Source organism: Gordonia sp. NPDC058843, assembly GCF_042743165.1.
GTDB lineage: Bacteria > Actinomycetota > Actinomycetes > Mycobacteriales > Mycobacteriaceae > Gordonia.
This window is the reverse complement of sequence record NZ_JBHYNC010000010.1, coordinates 81808-101746: the sequence shown is the minus strand read 5'-3', so window position 1 is coordinate 101746 and position 19939 is coordinate 81808. Positions and strand designations below refer to the sequence as shown.

At 68.1% G+C, this 19939-nt stretch carries 16 protein-coding genes; 5 read left to right on the top strand and 11 right to left on the bottom strand.

From position 1 onward, the window contains the following. The first annotated feature begins 21 nt into the window (after positions 1-21). From ACFW3F_RS09905 to ACFW3F_RS09890, 4 genes are all read left to right on the top strand, one after another. Positions 22-1428, top strand: coding sequence for an amidase (locus ACFW3F_RS09905; RefSeq protein WP_388056742.1), 1407 nt, complete (start codon positions 22-24; stop codon positions 1426-1428). Beyond that, complete coding sequence (locus tag ACFW3F_RS09900; RefSeq protein ID WP_388056740.1) at positions 1425-1976, top strand: DUF3830 family protein; 552 nt, start codon at positions 1425-1427, stop codon at positions 1974-1976. Before ACFW3F_RS09905 ends, ACFW3F_RS09900 begins: the two co-directional genes overlap by 4 nt. Positions 1977-1986: 10 nt before the next feature. Continuing rightward, on the top strand, positions 1987-2775 hold the full coding sequence (locus tag ACFW3F_RS09895) for a GntR family transcriptional regulator (RefSeq protein WP_388056738.1): 789 nt from the start codon (positions 1987-1989) through the stop codon (positions 2773-2775). Between the two features lie 73 nt (positions 2776-2848). Further along, a complete protein-coding gene (locus tag ACFW3F_RS09890; RefSeq protein WP_388056736.1) occupies positions 2849-4237 on the top strand; it encodes an MFS transporter in 1389 nt (462 codons plus the stop codon). A 4-nt stretch (positions 4238-4241) separates the two neighbouring features. On the opposite strand, the gene ACFW3F_RS09885 is transcribed toward ACFW3F_RS09890, so the two are convergent. The 11 genes from ACFW3F_RS09885 to ACFW3F_RS09835 all read right to left on the bottom strand — a co-directional run bounded on the left by ACFW3F_RS09885 (position 4242) and on the right by ACFW3F_RS09835 (position 18813). After that, positions 4242-5459, bottom strand: coding sequence for a M20 family metallopeptidase (locus ACFW3F_RS09885; protein ID WP_388056734.1), 1218 nt, complete (start codon positions 5457-5459; stop codon positions 4242-4244). Continuing rightward, positions 5456-6694, bottom strand: a complete 1239-nt coding sequence (locus ACFW3F_RS09880; RefSeq protein ID WP_388056732.1) for a PLP-dependent aminotransferase family protein — start codon at positions 6692-6694, stop codon at positions 5456-5458. Before ACFW3F_RS09880 ends, ACFW3F_RS09885 begins: the two co-directional genes overlap by 4 nt. Before the next feature lie 116 nt (positions 6695-6810). Next, positions 6811-8004: a M24 family metallopeptidase gene (locus ACFW3F_RS09875; protein WP_388056730.1), complete on the bottom strand. Its 1194-nt coding sequence runs from the start codon at positions 8002-8004 to the stop codon at positions 6811-6813. Between the two features lie 48 nt (positions 8005-8052). Beyond that, a complete protein-coding gene (locus ACFW3F_RS09870) occupies positions 8053-9576 on the bottom strand; it encodes an NAD-dependent succinate-semialdehyde dehydrogenase (protein WP_388056728.1) in 1524 nt (507 codons plus the stop codon). Continuing rightward, the gene (locus ACFW3F_RS09865; protein ID WP_388056726.1) at positions 9573-12629 is read right to left on the bottom strand and encodes an FAD-binding and (Fe-S)-binding domain-containing protein; all 3057 of its coding nucleotides are present in this window, start codon (positions 12627-12629) and stop codon (positions 9573-9575) included. Before ACFW3F_RS09865 ends, ACFW3F_RS09870 begins: the two co-directional genes overlap by 4 nt. 19 nt (positions 12630-12648) lie before the next feature. Continuing rightward, a complete protein-coding gene (locus ACFW3F_RS09860; RefSeq protein WP_388056724.1) occupies positions 12649-13956 on the bottom strand; it encodes an aspartate aminotransferase family protein in 1308 nt (435 codons plus the stop codon). Positions 13957-14001: 45 nt separating this feature from the next. Next, positions 14002-14448: a MarR family winged helix-turn-helix transcriptional regulator gene (locus tag ACFW3F_RS09855; RefSeq protein WP_388056723.1), complete on the bottom strand. Its 447-nt coding sequence runs from the start codon at positions 14446-14448 to the stop codon at positions 14002-14004. Next, positions 14445-15050 carry a DJ-1/PfpI family protein gene (locus ACFW3F_RS09850; RefSeq protein WP_388056721.1) on the bottom strand — a complete coding sequence of 202 codons (606 nt, stop codon included), beginning with the start codon at positions 15048-15050 and terminating at the stop codon, positions 14445-14447. Before ACFW3F_RS09850 ends, ACFW3F_RS09855 begins: the two co-directional genes overlap by 4 nt. Positions 15051-15126: 76 nt before the next feature. Next, a complete protein-coding gene (locus tag ACFW3F_RS09845; RefSeq protein WP_388056719.1) occupies positions 15127-16488 on the bottom strand; it encodes an MFS transporter in 1362 nt (453 codons plus the stop codon). A gap of 220 nt (positions 16489-16708) precedes the next feature. After that, positions 16709-17698: a 3-hydroxybutyryl-CoA dehydrogenase gene (locus ACFW3F_RS09840; protein ID WP_388056717.1), complete on the bottom strand. Its 990-nt coding sequence runs from the start codon at positions 17696-17698 to the stop codon at positions 16709-16711. Further along, positions 17695-18813 carry an NAD/NADP octopine/nopaline dehydrogenase family protein gene (locus ACFW3F_RS09835; RefSeq protein WP_388056715.1) on the bottom strand — a complete coding sequence of 373 codons (1119 nt, stop codon included), beginning with the start codon at positions 18811-18813 and terminating at the stop codon, positions 17695-17697. Before ACFW3F_RS09835 ends, ACFW3F_RS09840 begins: the two co-directional genes overlap by 4 nt. Positions 18814-18947: 134 nt before the next feature. Here ACFW3F_RS09835 and ACFW3F_RS09830 point away from each other — a divergent pair, with 134 nt between their 5' ends. Further along, on the top strand, positions 18948-19934 hold the full coding sequence (locus ACFW3F_RS09830) for an Lrp/AsnC family transcriptional regulator (RefSeq protein ID WP_388056713.1): 987 nt from the start codon (positions 18948-18950) through the stop codon (positions 19932-19934). Positions 19935-19939: the final 5 nt, after the last annotated feature.

Sequence of the window (19939 nt, the reverse complement as noted above, 5' to 3'; positions counted from 1 at the left end):
CAACTGTCTCCGAGGGGGCGCATGTCGGACGCCACACGATGGCTCAGCGCCACGGAACTGGCCGAGGCCTACCGTACCGGCGCGCTCACACCGGAATCGGTGGCGACGGAACTGCTCGATGCCATAGATGAGGTCGATCCCCGGATCAATGCGTTCTGCCTGGTCGATCGCGACCGCACTATCGCCGAGGCCCGGGAGTCCGGTGCGAGGTTTGCCGCCGGGACGCCCGTCGGCCCACTCGACGGCGTACCGGTCTCGATCAAAGACCTGCTCCTGACTGCCGGATGGCCGACACTACGTGGTTCGCTGATGATCGAGCCCGACCAGATGGTGTGGGACACCGACGCACCCGCGGTGGCCCGCCTTCGTGAGGCGGGCGCGGTGTTGCTCGGGAAGGTGACCACGCCGGAGTTCGGATGGAAGGGCGTGACCGACAGCCCCCGTACCGGCATCACCCGCAACCCGTGGGACCCGACACGCACATCGGGTGGATCGAGCGGCGGCAGTGCCGCGGCGCTCGCCGCCGGACTGGGGCCACTGTCGGTCGGCACCGATGGTGGCGGTTCCATTCGGATACCCGCCGCCTACTGCGGCATCGTCGGGTTCAAGCCGACGCTGGGCCGGGTGCCGATGTATCCGCCGAGCCCGTTCGCGCCGGTCGCCCATGTCGGTCCGATGACCCGAACGGTCGCCGATTGTGCTGCGCTCCTTGATGTCCTGACCGGATTCGACGCTCGTGACTGGTCGGCCCTGCCGCCACCGGAGACCAGTGCGGGTGCGGCGGTCGCGCATGTTCGTGACCTTGCTGATCTGCGCGTCGGGTACAGCGCCGATCTCGGATTCGGCGCCAATGACGCCGGCGTACAGGCAAATACCGATCGGGTGGCATCGGTTCTCGAGCAGCTCGGCGCGACCGTGGAGAAAGTCGACCTCGGGTGGGATGATCCGGCCTGGGCGTACCACATCATCTGGTTCGCCGGTGCGGATGTCGTCGTCCGGGGGCTCGGACCGCGTGCCGCCGAACACGTCGACCCATTGCTGATCGAGGCGCTCGAGCGCCATGGCGGCCTCAGCGCATCCGACTTCGTGAGCGCGACCGCGCTGCGGATGGAGATGGGCACCCAGATGAGCCTCCTCCATGAGGAATTCGACGTCCTGCTGACGCCGTCGATGCCGAGCGTGGCATTCGAGGCCGGGCGCACGGTTCCGGACGGGTCGTCGTCACCGGACTGGACCTCATGGACTCCGTACACTTACCCGTTCAACCTCACCGGGCAGCCGGCGATCACCGTGCCGAGCGGTTTCGTCGACGGCCTGCCGACCGGCGCGCAGTTCGTCGGTGCACGACATCACGACACCACCGTGCTGCGCGTTGCGGCGGCGTACGAGGCCGCTGCGGGCTTCACCATGTTGGGAGGTCGCGCGTGACCGAAAAACAGCAGACGGGTGAACTCCGGGCCGGATCGGGGTCCCGGAATGACCGATTCATCACCGTGACGTTGGAGAGGCGCGGCGTACAGGCGGTGGCGCGGATGCTCGACGCCGAGGCGCCTCGCACGGCAGCGGCGGTCTGGGACGCGTTGCCGCTGGGTGGACAGGTCTTCCATGGGAAGTTCGCGCGCAACGAGATCTACACATTGCTACCGGCCTTCGCCGCGGCCGAACCCGGCATGGAGAACACGACCATCACTCCGATCCCCGGTGACCTGTGTTATTTCACGTTCGACGGGGTGCTCGAGAACCCCGCGTACGGCTACGAACTCGGATCGGCACCTGCTGAACACCGCCTGCTCATCGACCTCGCGGTCTTCTACGGCCGCAACAATTTGCTGGTCAACGGTGACGTGGGCTGGGTTCCGGGCAACGTCTTCGCCTCCATCGTCGAGGGCCTCGACGAGTTCGCGGCCGCCTGCAATGACGTCTGGATGGGCGGCGCGCGCGGGGAAACGCTGACCTACGCGCGCCTTTCACGGTAAGAAAGAGGGAATGACGGTGACGATGAAGGTGGGGGCCGAGAGTCCGGGTCCGGAGGATCCGGGGATTGATCGAACCGTCGTTCACCAGCCGAAACAAGGCAAATCGCCACGTCGCCGGGTGTTGTCTCCGTTGGTTCAGGAATCGACACCGGCCATCATCGCGCGTAAGTTGCACGATGCGATCGCAAACGGGGACTTCGCACCCGGCTCGCAGTTGACGGAGTCGGGGCTGGCGGCCGACCTGGGCGTCAGTCGGGGCCCCCTGCGCGAGGCCATGCAGCGTCTGACAGCTGAGGGGTTGCTGGTCAGCCACCGCAACCGCGGCCTGTTCGTCGTCTCGATGGAAGAAGACGACATCCGGGACATGTACGTCGCGCGTACCGCCGTGGAGCGCGCTGCCGTGCAGCAGGTGATCACACACCGCGAGCAGGAGGCGGTGCAGGCGCTGGGTGCGGCGGTCGACGCGATGCGCGCGTTCACCGAGGAGCCGAACGGTGCGGGGATGGCGGAGGCCGACATGGCCTTTCACCAGACCCTGGTGGAATATGCCGGAAGTCAAAGGCTTTCGCGACTGCACGAGACGATCCTCGTGGAGACGCGGATGTGCTTGCGAGCCATGCGAGGGACGTACTCCTCGGGAAAGGACCGGATCGACGAACACCAGGCGTTGGTGGACGCCATCGCCGCGGGAGATGCCGCGGCGGCAGATGCTCTCATGATCGAGCACATGGCCGACGGGTTGCGCCGCCTGATCGGTGACGGCGAGGACGCCGCGAACCTGCAGGTGGCCAGGGGCTGATCGCCCACGGCCGGGTCCACCGAGCGCAGCACGAGAGCTCGACCCTCAGAGGCCCACGACTCAGGAAGCGCAGATGAGCGACACGACGACAGCAGACAGTTACGAGCAGCTCGCACCGGACCCGAACTCTCCCGAGGGAAAGAAACTCCTTCGCAAGGCCATCGGCGCCTCGGCGATCGGCAACGCCACCGAGTGGTATGACTACGGCGTCTACGCCGCCGCCTCGGTCTATCTGACCCAAGCGTTCTTCCCGGGGGAATTCGGAACCGTCGGCACCATGCTGGGTTTCGCGATCTCCTTCGTCCTCAGGCCCCTCGGCGGAATGGTCTGGGGACCCATCGGCGATCGCATCGGACGCAAATCCGTTCTCGCGATGACGATCCTGCTCATCTCCGGCGCGACCGCACTGATCGGTCTGCTACCCACCCACGCATCGATCGGTTTCTGGGCGCCCGTCCTGCTGATCCTGCTCCGCGTGATCCAGGGCTTCTCCACCGGTGGTGAATACGGCGGGGCCGCAACGTTCATGGCCGAGTACGCGCCCGACAACAAGCGCGGTAAATACGGGTCGTTCCTCGAATTCGGAACCCTGGCGGGTTTCTGCGGCGGCACCCTGTTCGTCCTGCTGCTGCAACTGGCGCTGACCGACAGCCAGATGGATCAATGGGGTTGGCGTATCCCGTTCCTGCTCGCGCTGCCGATGGGCCTGATCGGGCTGTATCTGCGGTCGCAGATGGAAGATACGCCCGTGTTCCAGGAACTCGAGCAGGACAACGAGATCAAGGGTTCGGCATGGACCCGCTTCAAGGATCTGCTCGTCAACTACAAGCGCCCGATCATCACCATGTTCGGCCTGGTGATCGCGCTCAACGTCGCGAACTACACCCTGCTGGCCTATCAACCGACCTACCTGCAGAACACGATCGACCTGTCCGAGACCTCGGCCAGCGTCGTCAACCTCATCGGGCAGCTCGTGATGATGTTGCTGATCCCGTTCTTCGGGTGGTGGTCGGATTCGACGGGACGCAAACCCATGTGGTGGGGGTCGCTGATCGGCCTGTTCGTTCTCGCGTTGCCGCTCTACTGGTTGATGGGGCAGGGATTCGCCTGGGCCATCGTGGCATTCGTCATCCTGGGTATTCTCTACATTCCTCAGCTGGCGACCATCTCGGCGACGTTCCCGGCGATGTTCCCGACCCAGGTCCGCTATGCCGGTTTCGCGATCTCCTACAACGTCGCGACCGCTGCTTTCGGCGGAACGGCACCGCTGGTCAACGACGCGGTCGTCGAGAGCACCGACTGGAACCTGTTCCCGGCGGTCTACATGATGGGCGCATGCGCCATCGGCATGGTTGCCCTGTGCTTCCTCAAGGAGACCGCGGGCTGCTCGCTGCGCGGTACCGAGATCCCGAGTCGCGAGAACGACTTCACGACTCTGCAGGGACAGAAGGTCGGGAAGTAGGCGCTCAACCGGCGGAGGAACTCAGCAGGCGCATCGCGGCGAGGGCGTAGGCCCTCGCCGCGGTGACCAGATCGGCAATGGCCACCGATTCGTCGGGCTGGTGGGCGTCGGTGTTGATGTTCCCCGGCCCGAGCACGATCGACGGGACGCCTAGGTCGCGGCTGACGAAGCCGCCATCGCAGGCGGCGGTCCAGCCGCCGACGGATGTGTCGGCACCGGCATCGGTGACCGCACCCACGGCCGTGGTGACGAGCGGATGTACCGCGTCGGTCGCGAAACCGGGCATCTCCATCGTCACGCGGATGTCGACGGTGATGCCGTCGGTGTCGATTCCTCTGTCGCGGATCGTCGTTCGCAGGTCCTGGGCGATTCGATGGGGGTCCTCGTCGGGCATCAGGCGCCGGTCGATGCCGAGTGAACAACCGGGCGCGACCACCGAGATGCCCTGTCCGCCTGCGATGGTCCCGACATTCCAGGTGCCGTGGCCGAGCAGGTCGTCGGCGGTCTCGGCCAGCCGCGCGCCATCGGCGCGGATGATCTCGACGATGGCTGCTGCGGCGTCGATGGCGCTGCGACCGTCCGCGGGTCGTCCGGAGTGTGCGGCGCGTCCGGTCACCTCGACCTCGATGTACGACGCGCCGCGGCACCCCCGGACCACTTGCAGATCGGTGGGTTCGGCGACCACGCAACCCAGGAAGTCATGGTCGGTGGGACGGCCGACGAAGTCGCGCACCCCGATTCCGTGCTCCTCCTCGTCGACGGTGCACACCAGGCGGACCGGTCCGGACAGTGCGATGCCGACTTCGCCGGCCCGACTCAGAGCGGTCATCGCGGCGACGACGGCGGCGAGCCCACCCTTCATATCGGTGGCGCCGCGGCCGTAGATGCGGCCGTCGCGGATGCGGACCGCGTACGGGTCGGCCGACCAGTTGGGCCCGGCCGGGACCACGTCGGAGTGTCCGAGGAACATCAACCCCGGTGCTGTTCCGGCGCGCACGGTGGCGACCAGGTTGGGTCTCCCGGGTGCCACCTCGTGCGTCGCTACGTCGAAACCGAGGGTGCGGCAGGCCTTCTCGAGTACGGCGACTGCGGCAGCCTCGGTGCCGCCCGGATTCTCGCTGGGCGCCTCGACAAGTGCCGAGGTGAGCGAGGTGATGGCGGCCTCGTCGATGAAGCCGAGTACTGCGGACTCGGCTGCGGTCAGGTCTGGTTCACCATTCACCCGACCATCTTCTCAAGACTGGCCGTGAGGCGTCGGACACCCTCGTCGATTCGATCGGGGGTGCTCGAGGCGAAACAGAGCCGCATCGAATTGCGGAAGCGTCCGCCCGGCGACAGCGCCGGCCCGGGGATGAACGCCACACCGTCGGCGAGGGCCACCTCGAAGAGCTCCCGCGTGTCGATCTCGGCGAACTCCTCGCGCAACGTGACCCACAGGAAGAACCCGCCCTCGGGGTTCGTCGTCACCACGCGATCGCCCAGATGGCGCGCGATGGCGTCGATCATGGCGTCCTTGCGCTCCCGATACAGCAGCCGGATCCCGGCGAGATGGTCCTCGAGACCGCCGCGGGCGATGTACTCGGCGACAATGTGCTGGTTGGGCACGTTGGTGCAGGTGTCCATCGCCTGCTTGCCGTTGATCAGCAGCTGGCGCAGGGAGGGGTCGGCGTCGACCCAGCCGACCCGCCAGCCAGGTGCGAGGATCTTGGAGAAGGTGCGCACCGAGAAGATCAGCGGGTCGCCCGGACTCAAGGTCTGGAAGGTCGGGATGTCGGTGCCGGCGAACCGCAGCAGCCCGTACGGGTCGTCGTCGATGATGACCGAGCCCCAGGTGTGCGCCAGACGCAACAGCTCGCTGCGTCGTTCCTCCGACATCGTCACGCCGGACGGATTCTGGAACGTCGGAATCGTGTAGATGGCTTTGGGTGTCTGACGGGTGCGTGCAACGAGCGACTCGAGCTGATCGACCTGCATGCCGTCGTCGTCGACCGGCACCTCGAGCAGTTGCGCGCCGTACGACAGTGCGGTCGCGCTGCCGTTGGTGTAGGTGGGTGATTCGACGACGACCAGATCCCCGGGGTCGACGAAGAGCTTGCAGGCGAGATCGAGTCCCTGCATTCCACCGGTGGTGATGACAAGCCGGTCGAGGGTGGACGGGTCGGGAGTCGTGGCGAGGTAGTCGACGAGGAGCTGGAGCAACCGGGGCTCGCCCTCGGTGGCGCCGTAGGTGAACGACGTGTTGTCGAGGATCTCGCCGGCGATCTGACGGAACTCGTCGGCGGGTACCGCCTCGTCCGCCGGTGAGCCCATCGCGAAGCGCACGATGTCGTGCGACTGCGCGGCGAGCAGCGAGGTCGACGAGTCGATCATCGACCCGACGAGGTCCTTGGCGCGGCCCGCCAACGGCAGCGTCGGCGCCGAATGTCGGTTCTGGTAGGCGGTTTCGGTTGTGGTCATCTCGTCACCTCGTCTCTGGCCCTTCGTGGCTCGTCGCTTGCGCTCCTCGCACCTCAGGGATCAGGGTTGTGCTCGGTCGTTGTGTTGGGGTCGACTCTCAGGGGGCATGGCTGTGGCTACTTCTGGATCAGTTCGCGGGGGAAGTCGGTGAAGGTCTCGACGCCGGTCGGGCTGACGCGGACCGACTCGGACAACTCGAAACCGTAGTTGTCCATCCACATTCCGCAGACGATGTGGAAGGTCATGTTGGTCTCGAGCACCGACTCGTCCTCGCTGCGGATGCTGATGGTGCGCTCGCCCCAGTCCGGCGGGTAACCGATCCCGATCGAATATCCCAGACGGGAGGGCTTCTCGAGGCCGTACTTCGCGAGCGTCCAGTTCCACGTCGAGGCGAGTTCGCGCGTGGCCACCCCCGGTTTGATGGCCTCGAGCACGTTGTTCAGTCCCTCGGCGGTGGCCTTGGCGACGTAGTCGAGGTCCTTGCTGGGGGTGCCCAGGGACACCGTCCGCGCGAGCGGGCAGTGGTATCGGTTGTGTGCGCCGGTCAATTCGATGACCACCGCCTCGTCTTCGACGAACGTGCCCTGATGCCAGGTGAGGTGCGGGGTGTCGGCGGCCGGGCCGGTGGGCATCATCGGCACGATGGCCGGATAGTCGCCGCCGTACTCGGGGGTTCCGGTGATCTGTGCCTGCGAGATCGCCGCGGCCGCATCGCATTGCCGGACCCCGATGTCGATGGTGTCGATGGCGGCGCGCATCGCCGTGGAGCACACCATCCCGGCCTGGCGCATCAACTGGACCTCGGCGTCGGACTTGACCGACCGGACCCAGTTGACGAGCTCGAAGTTGTCGACGAGCTTCCATTCCGGGATCGCGTTGAACAGTGCGCGGTAGGCCTTGGGGGAGAAGAAGTGTGAGTCCATCTCCAGGCCCACGGATCCGGTGTTGGAGGCCGGCGCGATGAGGTGTCGCTGCCGCAACGACCAGGCGACCCAGTCGAACGGGTGCAGGTGGGGCCGATGCACGTAACTCTCCGGATAGCCGACGATCTGATCGGCCGGCAGCCACGTCGTCCGGTGTGCGCCATGAGCATCCATCTCGCGGGCGTAGAAGACCATCTCGTCGTCGATCGGCACGAACAGCATCTGCGGGGTGTAGAACGACCACGCGTTGTAACCGATCAGGTAGAAGATGTTGGCCGGATCGGTGACGATGATCGCCGACAGACCCTGACGGTCCATGAGTTCCCGGACTCGTGTCAGGCGCTGCTCATACTCGCTGTCGCTGAACAGCTGAGCACCCAGGTACATGGTCTCCTCGCTCCTGTCTGAACGCCGGTCGGTGTGCCGAAACTGCTGTCAGCGACGGGGAATCGGCGTGGCCGTGTACTTCATGTCGAGGAACTCCTCGATGCCCACGCGTCCACCCTCGCGGCCGAGTCCCGATTCTTTGACACCCCCGAAGGGGGCTGCCGGATTGGACACGGCGCCGGTGTTGACCCCGACCATACCGGTTTCCAGCGCAGCCGACAGCCTGGCGCAGCGGTCGACGTCCTGGCTGAACAGATAACCCACCAGCCCCCAAGGGGTGTCGTTCGCCAGCGCGAGGACCTCGTCGTCGGCCGCGGGGTCGTCCGGCTCGTCGGCATTGCCGAACGGGATGATCGCGGCCACGGGTCCGAAGATCTCGGTGCGCATGAGGTCCGCATCGAGACCTACACCGGTCAGGACGGTCGGAGGATAGAAAAAGCCTGGGCCGTCGTGGTTTTCGCCGCCACAGAGCACCGTCGCACCCTTCGCCACGGCATCGGAGACCAGGGTCGAGACCTTCTCGACGGCCTTGGGTTCGACGAGGGGGCCGACCTGGACGCCGTCGGCCGCTCCGTCGCCGACCCGCAACCCGGCCATCTTCGCGGCGAAGGCCTCACTGAACTCGTCGATCACGCTGCGGTGCACGAAGACTCGGTTGGCGGCCGTGCAGGCCTGGCCGATGTTGCGCATCTTGGCGAACATCAGGCCGTCCACGGCCCGCGGGATGTCCGCGTCGGCGCACACGATGAACGGTGCGTTGCCGCCCAGTTCCATGGAGGTCCGCATGACAGTGCCGGCCGCCTGACGCAGGAGCAGTTTGCCGACCTCGGTCGACCCGGTGAAGCTGATCTTGCGGGCGAGCCCGCTCTCCATCCACTCGGTGACGACGGTCGACGGGTCGCTGGTGGTCACGACGCTGAGCACACCCGCGGGCAGACCGGCCTCGACGAGGATGTCGGCGAGGAGCAGGGTGGTGAGGGGGGTGAGCTCGGCGGGTTTGAGGACCATGGTGCAGCCCGCCGCGATCGCCGGACCGATCTTGCGGGTTCCCATGGCCAGTGGGAAGTTCCACGGCGTGATGAGGATGCACGGACCGACGGGTTGTCTGCTCACCACGATCCGGTGGGATCCGTCGCCGGTGGTGGTGGAGTCGCCGCCGATGCGGACGGCCTCCTCGGCGAACCAGCGGAAGAACTCGGCGCCATAGGCGACCTCGCCCTTGGCCTCGGCGAGGGGCTTGCCCATCTCGGCGGTCATCACGGTGGCGATCTCGTCGACCCGATCCATGATGAGCCGATGTGCGCGATAGAGGATCTCACTCCTACTGCGCGGTGAGGTGGCCGCCCATTCGGCCTGATGTGCGGCCGCGGTCTCGAGCGCGCGCCGGGCGTCGTCGGCGTCGGCGTCGGCGACTCGCGCGAGCACGTCGCCAGTGGCCGGATTGACGACATTGAAGCGGCCACCCGCTGCGGCCGGGGTCCACGTGCCGCCGATGAAGAGGTCGGTGTGCACGCGGGACACGGCTTCGGGAGCGGTGCGTGGGGCTGCGGTGACTTCGGCGGGGGCCGTCATGGTCGTACTCCTCGGGCGTCGGTGTCGGTGTCGGGGGATGTGTGGCCGCCGGTGTCGGGGGAGGCGGTGAGCAACTCGGCGAGATGGACTCCGCGCACCCCGGCGGGGGTGAGGGCGTCGTCGACGGTCGCGAGATGTTCGACGGCCATGGCGCAGCTGAAACCGTCGGTGACGACAGGTCGGCGGGGGTCGCCGCGCAGCGTGGGTGCGAGGCCGTTCTCGGCGACGGCCATGCTCACCTCGTAGTGGCCCTTCTCGAATCCGAAGTTGCCCGCGACACCACAGCAACCGTCCGCAGTGTGCACGGTGACCCCGAGGGCTTCGAGTGCCGCGACGCCCACTCGTGCGCCGAACACCGAGTATTCGTGGCAGTGGGTCTGCAACGTCACCTCGTCGGGAAGGACCGATGGTCGCCAACCCGCGTCGAGCAGCGCGGGGAGGTGGGCTGCGAAACTCCGGACACGTGCCGCCACGCGACGCGCGGCCTCGGTCGGGACGAGTTCGGGCAGGTCCTTCGCCAGCGCTGCGGCACAACTGGGTTCGACCACCACGATCGGTCGGTCCGTCCCGTCGTCGAGGTCGGCGACGGTCCGGCGCAGGACTTTTCGGGCACGATCGAGCTGTCCGGTCGAGATCCACGTGAGACCGCAACAGTTGTCGGCCGCACAGCCGACGGGATCGGGCGCACGGTCGACGAAATCGGGCGCACGGTCGACGAAATCGGGTGCCCGGTCGACGAAATCGGGTGCCCGGTCGACGGAGTGGGCAGCCCTGAGGACCTCGGCCACGGCGGTGGCCGCTTCGGGCCGGAAGGCTCGGGTGAAGGAGTCGACGAACAGCACGACCGAGGAACTGTCATCGACGGGGGAGAGTGATCCGAGGTGGCTGCGACGGATGCGCCGCGTGGCGAACGCGGGCATCGTGCGGCGGGGGTCGAGACCGCCGGCCCGCGCGGCGAGGGCGCTGAACCGGGATCGCAGTGCGCGGTTGAGGACCGGCGCCGCGAGCCCCGCCGCCGACAACCACGCCGGCATCCAGCCGAGGGAGTAGTGCGACAGCGGCCGTAGCCGGCGACGGTAGTGGTGGTGGAGGAACTCCGACTTGTACGTGGCCATGTCGACGCCGGTCGGGCAGTCGGTGGAGCACGCCTTGCACGACAGACACAGTTCCAGGGCGTCGGCGACATCGGTGGACCGCCATCCCTCGTCGACGCTCGGTGCGGTGCGGACCATGTCCTGCAGCACGCGGGCCCGGCCGCGGGTGGAGTCCTTCTCGTCTCCAGTGGCCTTGTAGCTGGGACACATGACTCCGCCGGAGTCCGCGCGGCACCGCCCGACACCGATGCAACCCTGCACGGCGTGGACGAACGGGTCGACGAGCGGCAGCTCGTGTCCGAGTGTGAAGGCGGTCGGCCAGGTGCGGCGCGGCACGTCGGCGAGAGCGAGGTCGGCGGTGATCGGGGGCGGGTCGACGATGCTGCCCGGGTTGAGGATTCCGCGCGGATCCCAGATCGACTTGAACCGCGCGAAGGCCGACATCATCGCGGGGGTGTACATGATCGGTAGCAGCGCCGACCGGGCACGCCCGTCGCCGTGCTCGCCGGACAGCGAACCGCCATGCCGCACCACGAGTTCGGCTGCCTCGGTGCAGAAGCGCGCCATCGCCGCGCGCCCCTCGGGGGAGCGCAGGTCGAACGTGATGCGGACGTGCATACAACCGGCGCCGAAGTGTCCGTACATGACGCCGGTGAGGCCGTGCCGGTCGAGCAGACCGGCGAAGTCGTCGAGGTAGTCGGCGAGCCGCTCGGGTGCGACCGCGGCGTCCTCCCAGCCCGGCCACGATTCGTAGCCGTCGCCGATGCTCTCGTCGTCGGGATCGGCCAGCCGAGACGAGAGACCCGCGCCGTCCTCGCGGACCCGCCAGAGCGCCTTGCGTCGGACCGGATCGTCGACGACGGCGGCGTCGACCATCCGACCCTCTGCGCGCAGGTGGTCGAGGAGACGTTTGGCGGTTGCCGGCACATCCGACTCCGATTGCGTGGCCGCACTTTCCTCGTCGATGTCGATGAACAGCCACGCCGACCCGGCGGGCAGTCCGGCGACGGCGTCGTGGCCCCGCCGTGCGGCCATCGTGGCCACGATCTTGCGGTCGATGCCCTCGATGGCCGACGGTGCGAACGGGAGGATCGCCGGAACGTCCCGCGCGGCGTCGGCGGGGGAGTGATAGCCGACGCACAGCAGGAGCTGGGATGTCGAGACCGGCACCAGCGCGACGGTCGCCGACACGACGACTGCGCAGGTCCCCTCGCTGCCGACGAGGGCGCGCGCGACATCGAACCCGTTCTCCGGCAGCAGCTTCGCGAGATGATAACCGGAAACCTGCCGTGGAATGGTCTCGAGCTGGGTACGCAGGATCGCCAGATTTGCCGCGGCCAGTTCTCGTAGCGATGCGGTGATCTCGATTGCCCGCGCCGTTGCCGCGGCGTCGGTGGCGTCGGTGGCCCGGAGCTCGTTCCGGGTCGCGGTGAGCATCAGGCCCTCTGCGGTGACCAGGTGTAGCTCGATGACGTGATCGCTGGTGCGGCCGTGGCGCACCGAGTGATTGCCGCAGGCGTCGTTGCCGATTGCACCGCCGAGCGTGGCACGCGAGGCCGACGACGGGTCCGGCGCGAACGTGAACTCTCCGCCGGTGGCTTCGCGTGCCTCGGCGGCGAGGGAGGTCAAGACGATCCCCGCGCCTGCGACGGCTGTCGAGGTCTCGGCGTCGATGGACAGGACGCGATCGAGGTGCCGGGACAGGTCGATCACCACGCCGGGGCCGATCGCGTTGCCGCCCATCGAGGTACCGCCCCCGCGGGGGACCACCGGAACCCGGTGTTCGTGACACCATCGGACCACCGTGGCGACCTCCCGGGCGGTCCGTGGGAAGGTGACCGCGAGGGGCGGGACACGGTAATTGGAGGCGTCGTAGGAGTATTCGGCGAGGCGCCGTGTCGAGGAGTCCGCGTCGACACCGAGTTCGGTGAGTTCGGCTGCGATGTCCGCCCGTGGCATGTGTGACCGAGCTGTCGGTCTAACCGAGCGCCGCGGCGAGCGCGGCACCGAAACGGTCGACACCGAGGTCGATCTCCTCGGCCGTGACCACCAGGGCGGGGATGAGCCGCACGACGTTGGCCGACGGTCCGCAGGTGAGCGAGAGCAGTCCCTGGGCGGTGGTGGCCTGCTGGACGGCGAGCGCGGCCGCGGCGTCCGGGGCGGAGTTGCCGGCGGCATCGGTGGTGATGAACTCGATCCCGGCCATCAGCCCCAGGCCACGGACATCGCCGACCCCGGGGAACGTCGCGCACACCCGGCGCAGACCGGCGAGGAGCTGCTCACCGCGCACGCGGGCGTTCTCGACGAGGCCCTCGGACTCGATCACGTCGAGCGTGGCGATCGCGGCGGCGGCCGCGACGGCGTTGCCGCCGTACGTACCGCCCTGCGACCCCGGCCACGCCTTGCTCATCAGTTCCGTCGACGCCGCGATCGCCGAGATCGGGAATCCCGACGCCAGGCCCTTTGCGGTGACGAGGATGTCGGGGGTCAGGCCCTCGGCGTGCTGATGGCCCCAGAACCTGCCCGTTCGGCCGAAGCCCGCCTGCACCTCGTCGAGGACGAGGAGGATTCCGTGGCGGTCGGCTCGTTCCCGCAGACCGTGGAGGAAGCGCGGCGGGGTCGGCAGGTACCCGCCGTCGCCGAGGACCGGTTCGATGAGGAACGCGGCCGTGTCGTTGGGTGCCACACGCGACTGCAGCAGATAGTCGAGCTCGCGCAGGGCGAAGTCGACGGCGGTGTCGGTGTCCCAGCCGTAGCGGTAGGCATACGGGAACGGTGCCATGTGCACGCCGCTCATCAGCGGCGAGAAACCCGCGGAGAAGCGGGTCCCGGCCGTGGTCAGGCTGGCAGCCGCGACGGTCCGGCCGTGGAAACCGCCCTGGAACACGATGATGTTGGGTTTCGCGGTCGCCATCCGCGCGAGGCGGACGGCGGCTTCGACGGCTTCGGAACCGGAGTTGGCGTAGAAGACGGAGTCGAGGCCGGCGGGCAGCACCGCCCCGAGGCGAGCGGTGAGCTCGAGGAGTGGGGTGTGCATCACGGTGGTGTACTGCGCGTGGATGACCTTGGCGCACTGCGCCTGCGCGGCCGCGACGACGTGCGGGTGGCAGTGCCCGGTGCTGGTCACACCGATGCCGGTGGTGAAGTCGAGATAGTCGCGACCGTCGGTGCCCCGGATCCACGAACCCGCCGCGGTGTCGACGACGACGGGCGTCGCCTGCTTCAGCGCCGGGCTCAGCGACGCGGTCTGGCTGGAGCGGATCGGGGAGTCAACACTGGCGGTCATGGGTACACGGTGACGCTCGATCGTACGATTGTCAACAATTAGACATCAGCCCTGGTCATCGAGAGTGTCGAGGGCGGCGCTGAGGTCGTGGAGTGCGTTCAGGGCCTGTTCCCACCGGGCGGCGTCGAGGGTTGCGGCCAAGCGATCGGCCGTGGCGCGATGCCCCGGGTTGATCGCTCGCACGGCTGCGAGGCCCGCCTTTGTCGGTGCGACGAGTTTGGCCCGGCGGTGGGCCGGATTGTCCCGGTACTCGGCCAGTTCGTCGGCGACGAGCAGGTCGGCGGTGCGCTGGACGCTCTGCCGCGTGATCCCCATCGCCCGTGCGATGCCCGCGACCGGCAGGGGCTCGTCGAGGACCGCCCCGAGCACCTGCCATCGCGTGGCGGTCAGTCCGGCGGGTTCGGCGAGACGTTCGGCGAGAGCGAGGAACTGGCCGTTGAGGCGGAAGGCGGTCAGTGCCGAGTCCGACAGCAGATCCTGGTGATCTCTCACTGTTCGCCGGCCAGGGCGTAGAAGCCGCTGGGGTCCTGGTGGCCGTAGAGCTGGTACCAGGCGTCGAGCACCGGCGGCGAATAGACCCCGAGTAGTGCGAAGACCTCGCGCGCGAAATCGACGGGCGCGACCGCCGCGGCGGTGATGACCCCGCGATCGGTGACGGCGGGCGCGTCGACGTAGTGCGCCGCGCCCGCGTACCCCGTGGGTGCCAGCTGCTCCGGAGCGTTGCTGGTGTGACGTCGGTCGTCGAGCAGGCCGGCGCGCGCTAGACCGATTGTCGCGCCGCATATCCCGGCTACCGGAACGTCGGCGTCGGCCCAGGTCCGCGCGGCGTCGACGAAGGCGTCGTTGGACTCCCAGATCTGGGCGCCGGGCAGCACCAGCATCGCGCTGTCCTGGGGGCGGACGGCGTCGAGCGTGGTGTCGGGCACCATCGTGACCCCGCCGATCGTGCGGATCGGCTCGCGGGAAACGCCAACGGTCACGACCCGGAACGATCCCGGTCGGGCCTGGTGATCGGGGTTGTTGATGCCCGATGCGACGTATCCGAACTCCCAGTCCGCGAGCGTCGGATACAGGGCGAGATGGACGGTCTTCATGAGGTCTCCTCGTTGACGACAATGACAGCATCCTGTCATTAATGACAGGATGCTGTCAATATCCGAACGAGTCGCGTCAGCCGCGGAGGCGCTGCCGGAGTGGTGGTCGCCCGGCGAGAGCGGGTGCGGTCTCCCGGATGACCATCAGGCAGCAGAGGCTGATCGCCATCAGTGCCGCCGCGTAGATCCCGACCGGAACCACGCTGCCGGTGGCGCTGACGATCCGGTTCGCGATCATCGGGGCCAGACCGCCGCCCAGTACCGCGCCGACCTGGAATCCGATCCCGATACCGCTGTAGCGCTGCGTGATCGGGAACAGCTCCGCGAAGGTGGTGAGCATCGGACCGTAGACGAAACCGGTCAGAGCGAATCCGATGGAGATGACCGTGATGCAGGCGGTCAGCGACCCGGATGCAGTGACCCAGAACAGGATCGGCGCGAACAACAGTGAGGTGACCATGCCGAATCCGATCACCGTCTTGCGGCCCAGCCGGTCGGACAGGTAACTGCCGAGCACGACGGTCGCGGCGTGACAGGCGAGCGCCAGCGTGCTGCCGAGGACAACCGGCGACCGCTCGAAGCCGCGTCCCGGATCGGTCTCGGTCAAGAAGGAGAGCATGAACGTGAACAACAGGAAGGCGTAACAGTTCTGTCCGACGTTGATCCCGGCTGCCAGGGCGACACGACGCCAGTTCTGCCGGAGCACGGCGAAGGCCGGCGGCGAATTCTCCTCGGCCCGCTTGGACTGGACGAAGTCCGGTGTCTCGCTGACCCGGGATCGCGTCCACACCCCGATCGCCAGGACGACTCCGCCGATGAGGAACGGAATGCGCCATCCCCAGGCCAGGACCTGCTCCATCGGCATCAGCAGCACGAGCGCGAACGACAGATTGGCCAGGATGCCGCCCACCGGGGAACCGAGGGTGACGAAGCAGCCGTAGAGGCCGCGCCGACGCTCGGGGGCGTGTTCGGCGGCGAGGAGCGCGGCACCGCCGATCTCACCGCCGCGCGAGATGCCGTGCACCATGCGGAGGAAGATCAGGATGATCGGTGCCACGATCCCGATGGCCTGGTAGTCGGGGAGGACACCCATCGCCAAGGTCGACCCGCCCATGAGCAGGAAGGCCGCGGTCAGCGCCTTGCGCCGGCCGAACTTGTCCCCGAAATGTCCGAAGATCAGGGCGCCGATCGGCGCCATCACGAAACCGACCGCGAAGGTCGCGAATCCGAGGAAAGTGCCGAACCATGGATCTTCGACGTTGAAGAAGATCTTGTTGAAGACCAGTGCCGTCGCGGTGCCGTAGATCGCGAAGTCGTAGAACTCCATGATCGTGCCGACGCCGGACGCGACGGCGACGCGAGTGGTTCGCTCCCGCCGGGGCTGGTCGATGCCGGTTGCCGAGGGGTCTGGCGGTGCAGAGTTGTCGAGAGTTACCACGGATCACTCCTCATCGGTGGGCGAACGGGCCATCAAGGCCTGCGTTCGTTGGCTGTACTCGTGGATGAATCGATTGTGTCGAACCCGCACGATGCGGGGAATCGGGAAAAGCTTTACCGCGCCGACTTATTGGACCCGTTCGGATCGGGTGCCCCGGGCGCGCTCCACCGCGCCACCGGGGATTCCCGGTGGCGGGTCGAATCCGGCCCGCTCGCTGGCGTCAGTCGGCCCTGCTGAACTCCTCATGGCGGGCGAGGCGTCCCACCGCGTCGAGGACACGGGCGAAGTCGGCGATCCGTTGCGCGCGGTAATCGTCGACGGTGGCCGGGTCGAACTCGTAAAAGCCTGCGCCGTCGGATATCCCACGGCGGCCGGAGGTCATGTTCGCCTCGACGAGGGGTGCCGGTGCGAACCTGTCGCCGAGTTCGCGGCGGAGGTAGTTCGACGCGTGGAAGAGGGTGTCGCCCCCGCCCCAGTCGATGAACTCGAGAAGTCCGAGAACCGCGAACCGCGAACCGAATCCGATGCGGACCGCAGTGTCGATGTCCTCGGCGCTGGCCACGCCCTCGTCCACCATGCGCGCCGCCTCGTTCATCACGAGCGCCTGCAGCCTGGGCACGATGTAACCGGGCGAGGGTGCGCACACCACGGGCACCTTGCCGACCGCGACCAGCAGGTCCCGGGTGGCATCGACGACTCCGGGACTCGTCGCAGTGCCCGGCGCGACCTCGACGAGCGGCATGAGATCGGCGGGATTGAGCCAGTGCGCGTTGAGGAATCGCTCGGGTGCCGTCAACGCCCCGGCGAGCTCGTCGACGAGGAAACTCGACGTGGTCGACGCGATGGGGACGGTGTCGCCGACCATGGCCTCGGTCCAGGCGAGCGCGTCTCGCTTGACCTCCGCGACCTCGGGGACGGCTTCGAACACGAGTTCCGCCCCGGCCATCGGGCCCAGGGCGTCGACCTCGCCGACGACCGTCACCAGAGCCGCGACATCGTCGAGGTCCTCGACCGCCAGGAGGCCGAGCGTGACCTTGTGGGCCAGTGCCTGCCGAACCGACTCGCGCACCGCGTCGAGGTAGGCCGCGGCATCGGCGCCGCGGTCGCGGAGGTCGACGACCGTCACCGAGACGTTCCCGAACGCCAGCGCCGCGGCGATGCCCTGGCCCATCCGGCCGGCGCCGACCACGGCGACCTGCCGGGGCGTCACTGCGCCAGTCCGTCCTGGAGCAGTGCCCGCATGCCGGCGGGATCGAGTTCGGCCAGGCCCAGGCTCTCGAGCGTCCGCGGTCCGGCTGCTGCCGGGCGGCCGGTGACCGCGCCGGCCAGGGCGAGCAGACCGACGGCCACCGGCGAGGGCACCGATGCCCACCGCGCCACGGAACTCAGCAGCGCCAGCCCGATCTCGACGTCCTCGACCATGTAGCGATGGGTGTGCAGATCGATGTCCTCGCGCCAGTCGCCGCTGTCGGTGAGCTTCTCGTGGGCGGCGTTGCCGTACATCCACTCGTCGCCGTCGGCCGTGTAGTGGTCGGCGAGGGGGAAGTGCGGCGCGTGGTAGCCGAGCGCCTCCCGGACCGCGATGCGCTCGGCGTCCAGCGCGGTGGTGACCCGCCGGATCGAGTCCTGGGTGCCCTCATTGTGGATGTCCCAGGACGGAAAGTGTTCCAGCGGACCGGCATTCATCAGGATGAGTGGCGGGTGGATGATGGGGCCCGCATTCATCAGTGCGCCGCTGAGTGCGTCCTCGACGCGCTCGACGGCGGGGTAGACCTCGCCGAGGACCGCCAGCGCCCGATCGGTGTGCCGCGCCGGGAAGACGCCGGTGGGCAGACGCGTGGCGTAACCGCTCACCACGACGCGGGTGTCACCGTGCTTGCGCGCGAGGTACGGCAGGGTCCCGGTCTCGGCGAACGCGACATCGGCGGGGTTGCCCGCCGCGCGCACGGCCTGCGCGAAGACGATCGACCCGAAGCTGCCCGGCGGCAGGTAGACGATCTGACCGTCGCGCAGGTGCGGCGCGAGCTGACGGGCCAGCGACTCGTGGGCGAAGGCCGGGACCGGCGCCACGATGACCTCGGCGTTGGACACCGCCTCGGCGAGGTCGGCGACGATCGAGATGCCACCGCCGGCACCGCTCCCGACACCGTCGACGTCGATCTGCCGACGGCCGCGGTGGTCGTCGATGTCGAGCGAACCGCGCTCGACGAGTGACGAGAACGCCGCGGAGTCCCGTCGCCACCAGGTGACATGGTGGTCCTTCTCGCTGAGCTCGGCCGCGGCTGCATAAGAGCCGTGACCTCCGCCGATGACGCAGACCTTCACGAATCGTCCTCCTAGATCTCGGGCCGCCCGCGCGGCCACTGGGGTGTTGGGAGGAAACGTAGGAGCGCTGCCGCGGACTGTCCCGGCGTCTGCCGATACCGAAAAAAGTTCACCTCGTGATGCAGGATTGTTGCGTGCCGGACGACCTCGATTATCAGATCGTTCACGCTCTGCAGGTCGCGCCGAGGGCGCCGTGGGGCGTCGTCGGCGACGTCGTGGGTGTGAGCGCGGCGACCGCCGCCCGCCGCTGGGAGCGGCTCGTCGACAGCGGTCTCGCCTGGATCGTGACCTATCCCGGGGCCGCGTACCTGAACACCCGCTGCAGCGCATTCGTCGAGGTCCAGGCGTCGTCGCAACGCGAAGCCCTCGTCGCGCGTCTCGCGGGCGACCGGCATGTGGCGACGATCCAGCGCACCGCCGGGGACGGCGACCTGCTGCTGACGGTCATGGTCCCCGACCTCGGTTTCCTCGGCGACTGGGTACAGCGCCTCGCCGAGACCGAGGGCGTCGCCCGGACCAGGACGAGGGTGGTGATGCGCGTCTTCGGTGAGAGCGAACGCTGGCGGGTGCACACGCTCTCCGATGCGGACGAATCGGTGCTCGTCGAGCACCGTCCCGAGCATCGCCCGCTGGCACACGAACCCGACGAGATGGATCTGCGGCTCATCGCCGCCCTCGCCGAGGACGGTCGACGCTCGGCGGTCGACCTGGCGGCCGCGAGCGGACTGAGCGCGCCGACCGTCCGACGTCGGCTGACCGCGCTCGTCGCCGAACGGGTCCTGTCGATCAGGTGCGAGGTGGCCCACGTCATCAGCGGCTGGCCGGTCACCGCGAACGTGTGGGCACGAGCGTCGTCGAGGTCGATCTCGGCGCTCGTCGACGCGCTCGACGACCTGCCCCAGGTGCGTGTCTGCTGCGAGGTCACCGGAACCGCGAACATCCTGATGGGCGTCTGGTTGCACACCATCGGTGAACTGTCCGAGTTCGAGCAGCAGCTCGAGAGCCGGGTGCCGGGGCTCGTGGTCGCCGACCGTTCGGTCACCCTCGAGACGCCGAAGAGGCTGGGCTCGCTCCTCGACCGGTCGGGATGTCGCACGGGGTCGGTTCCGGTGGTGCTGTGAGGCAC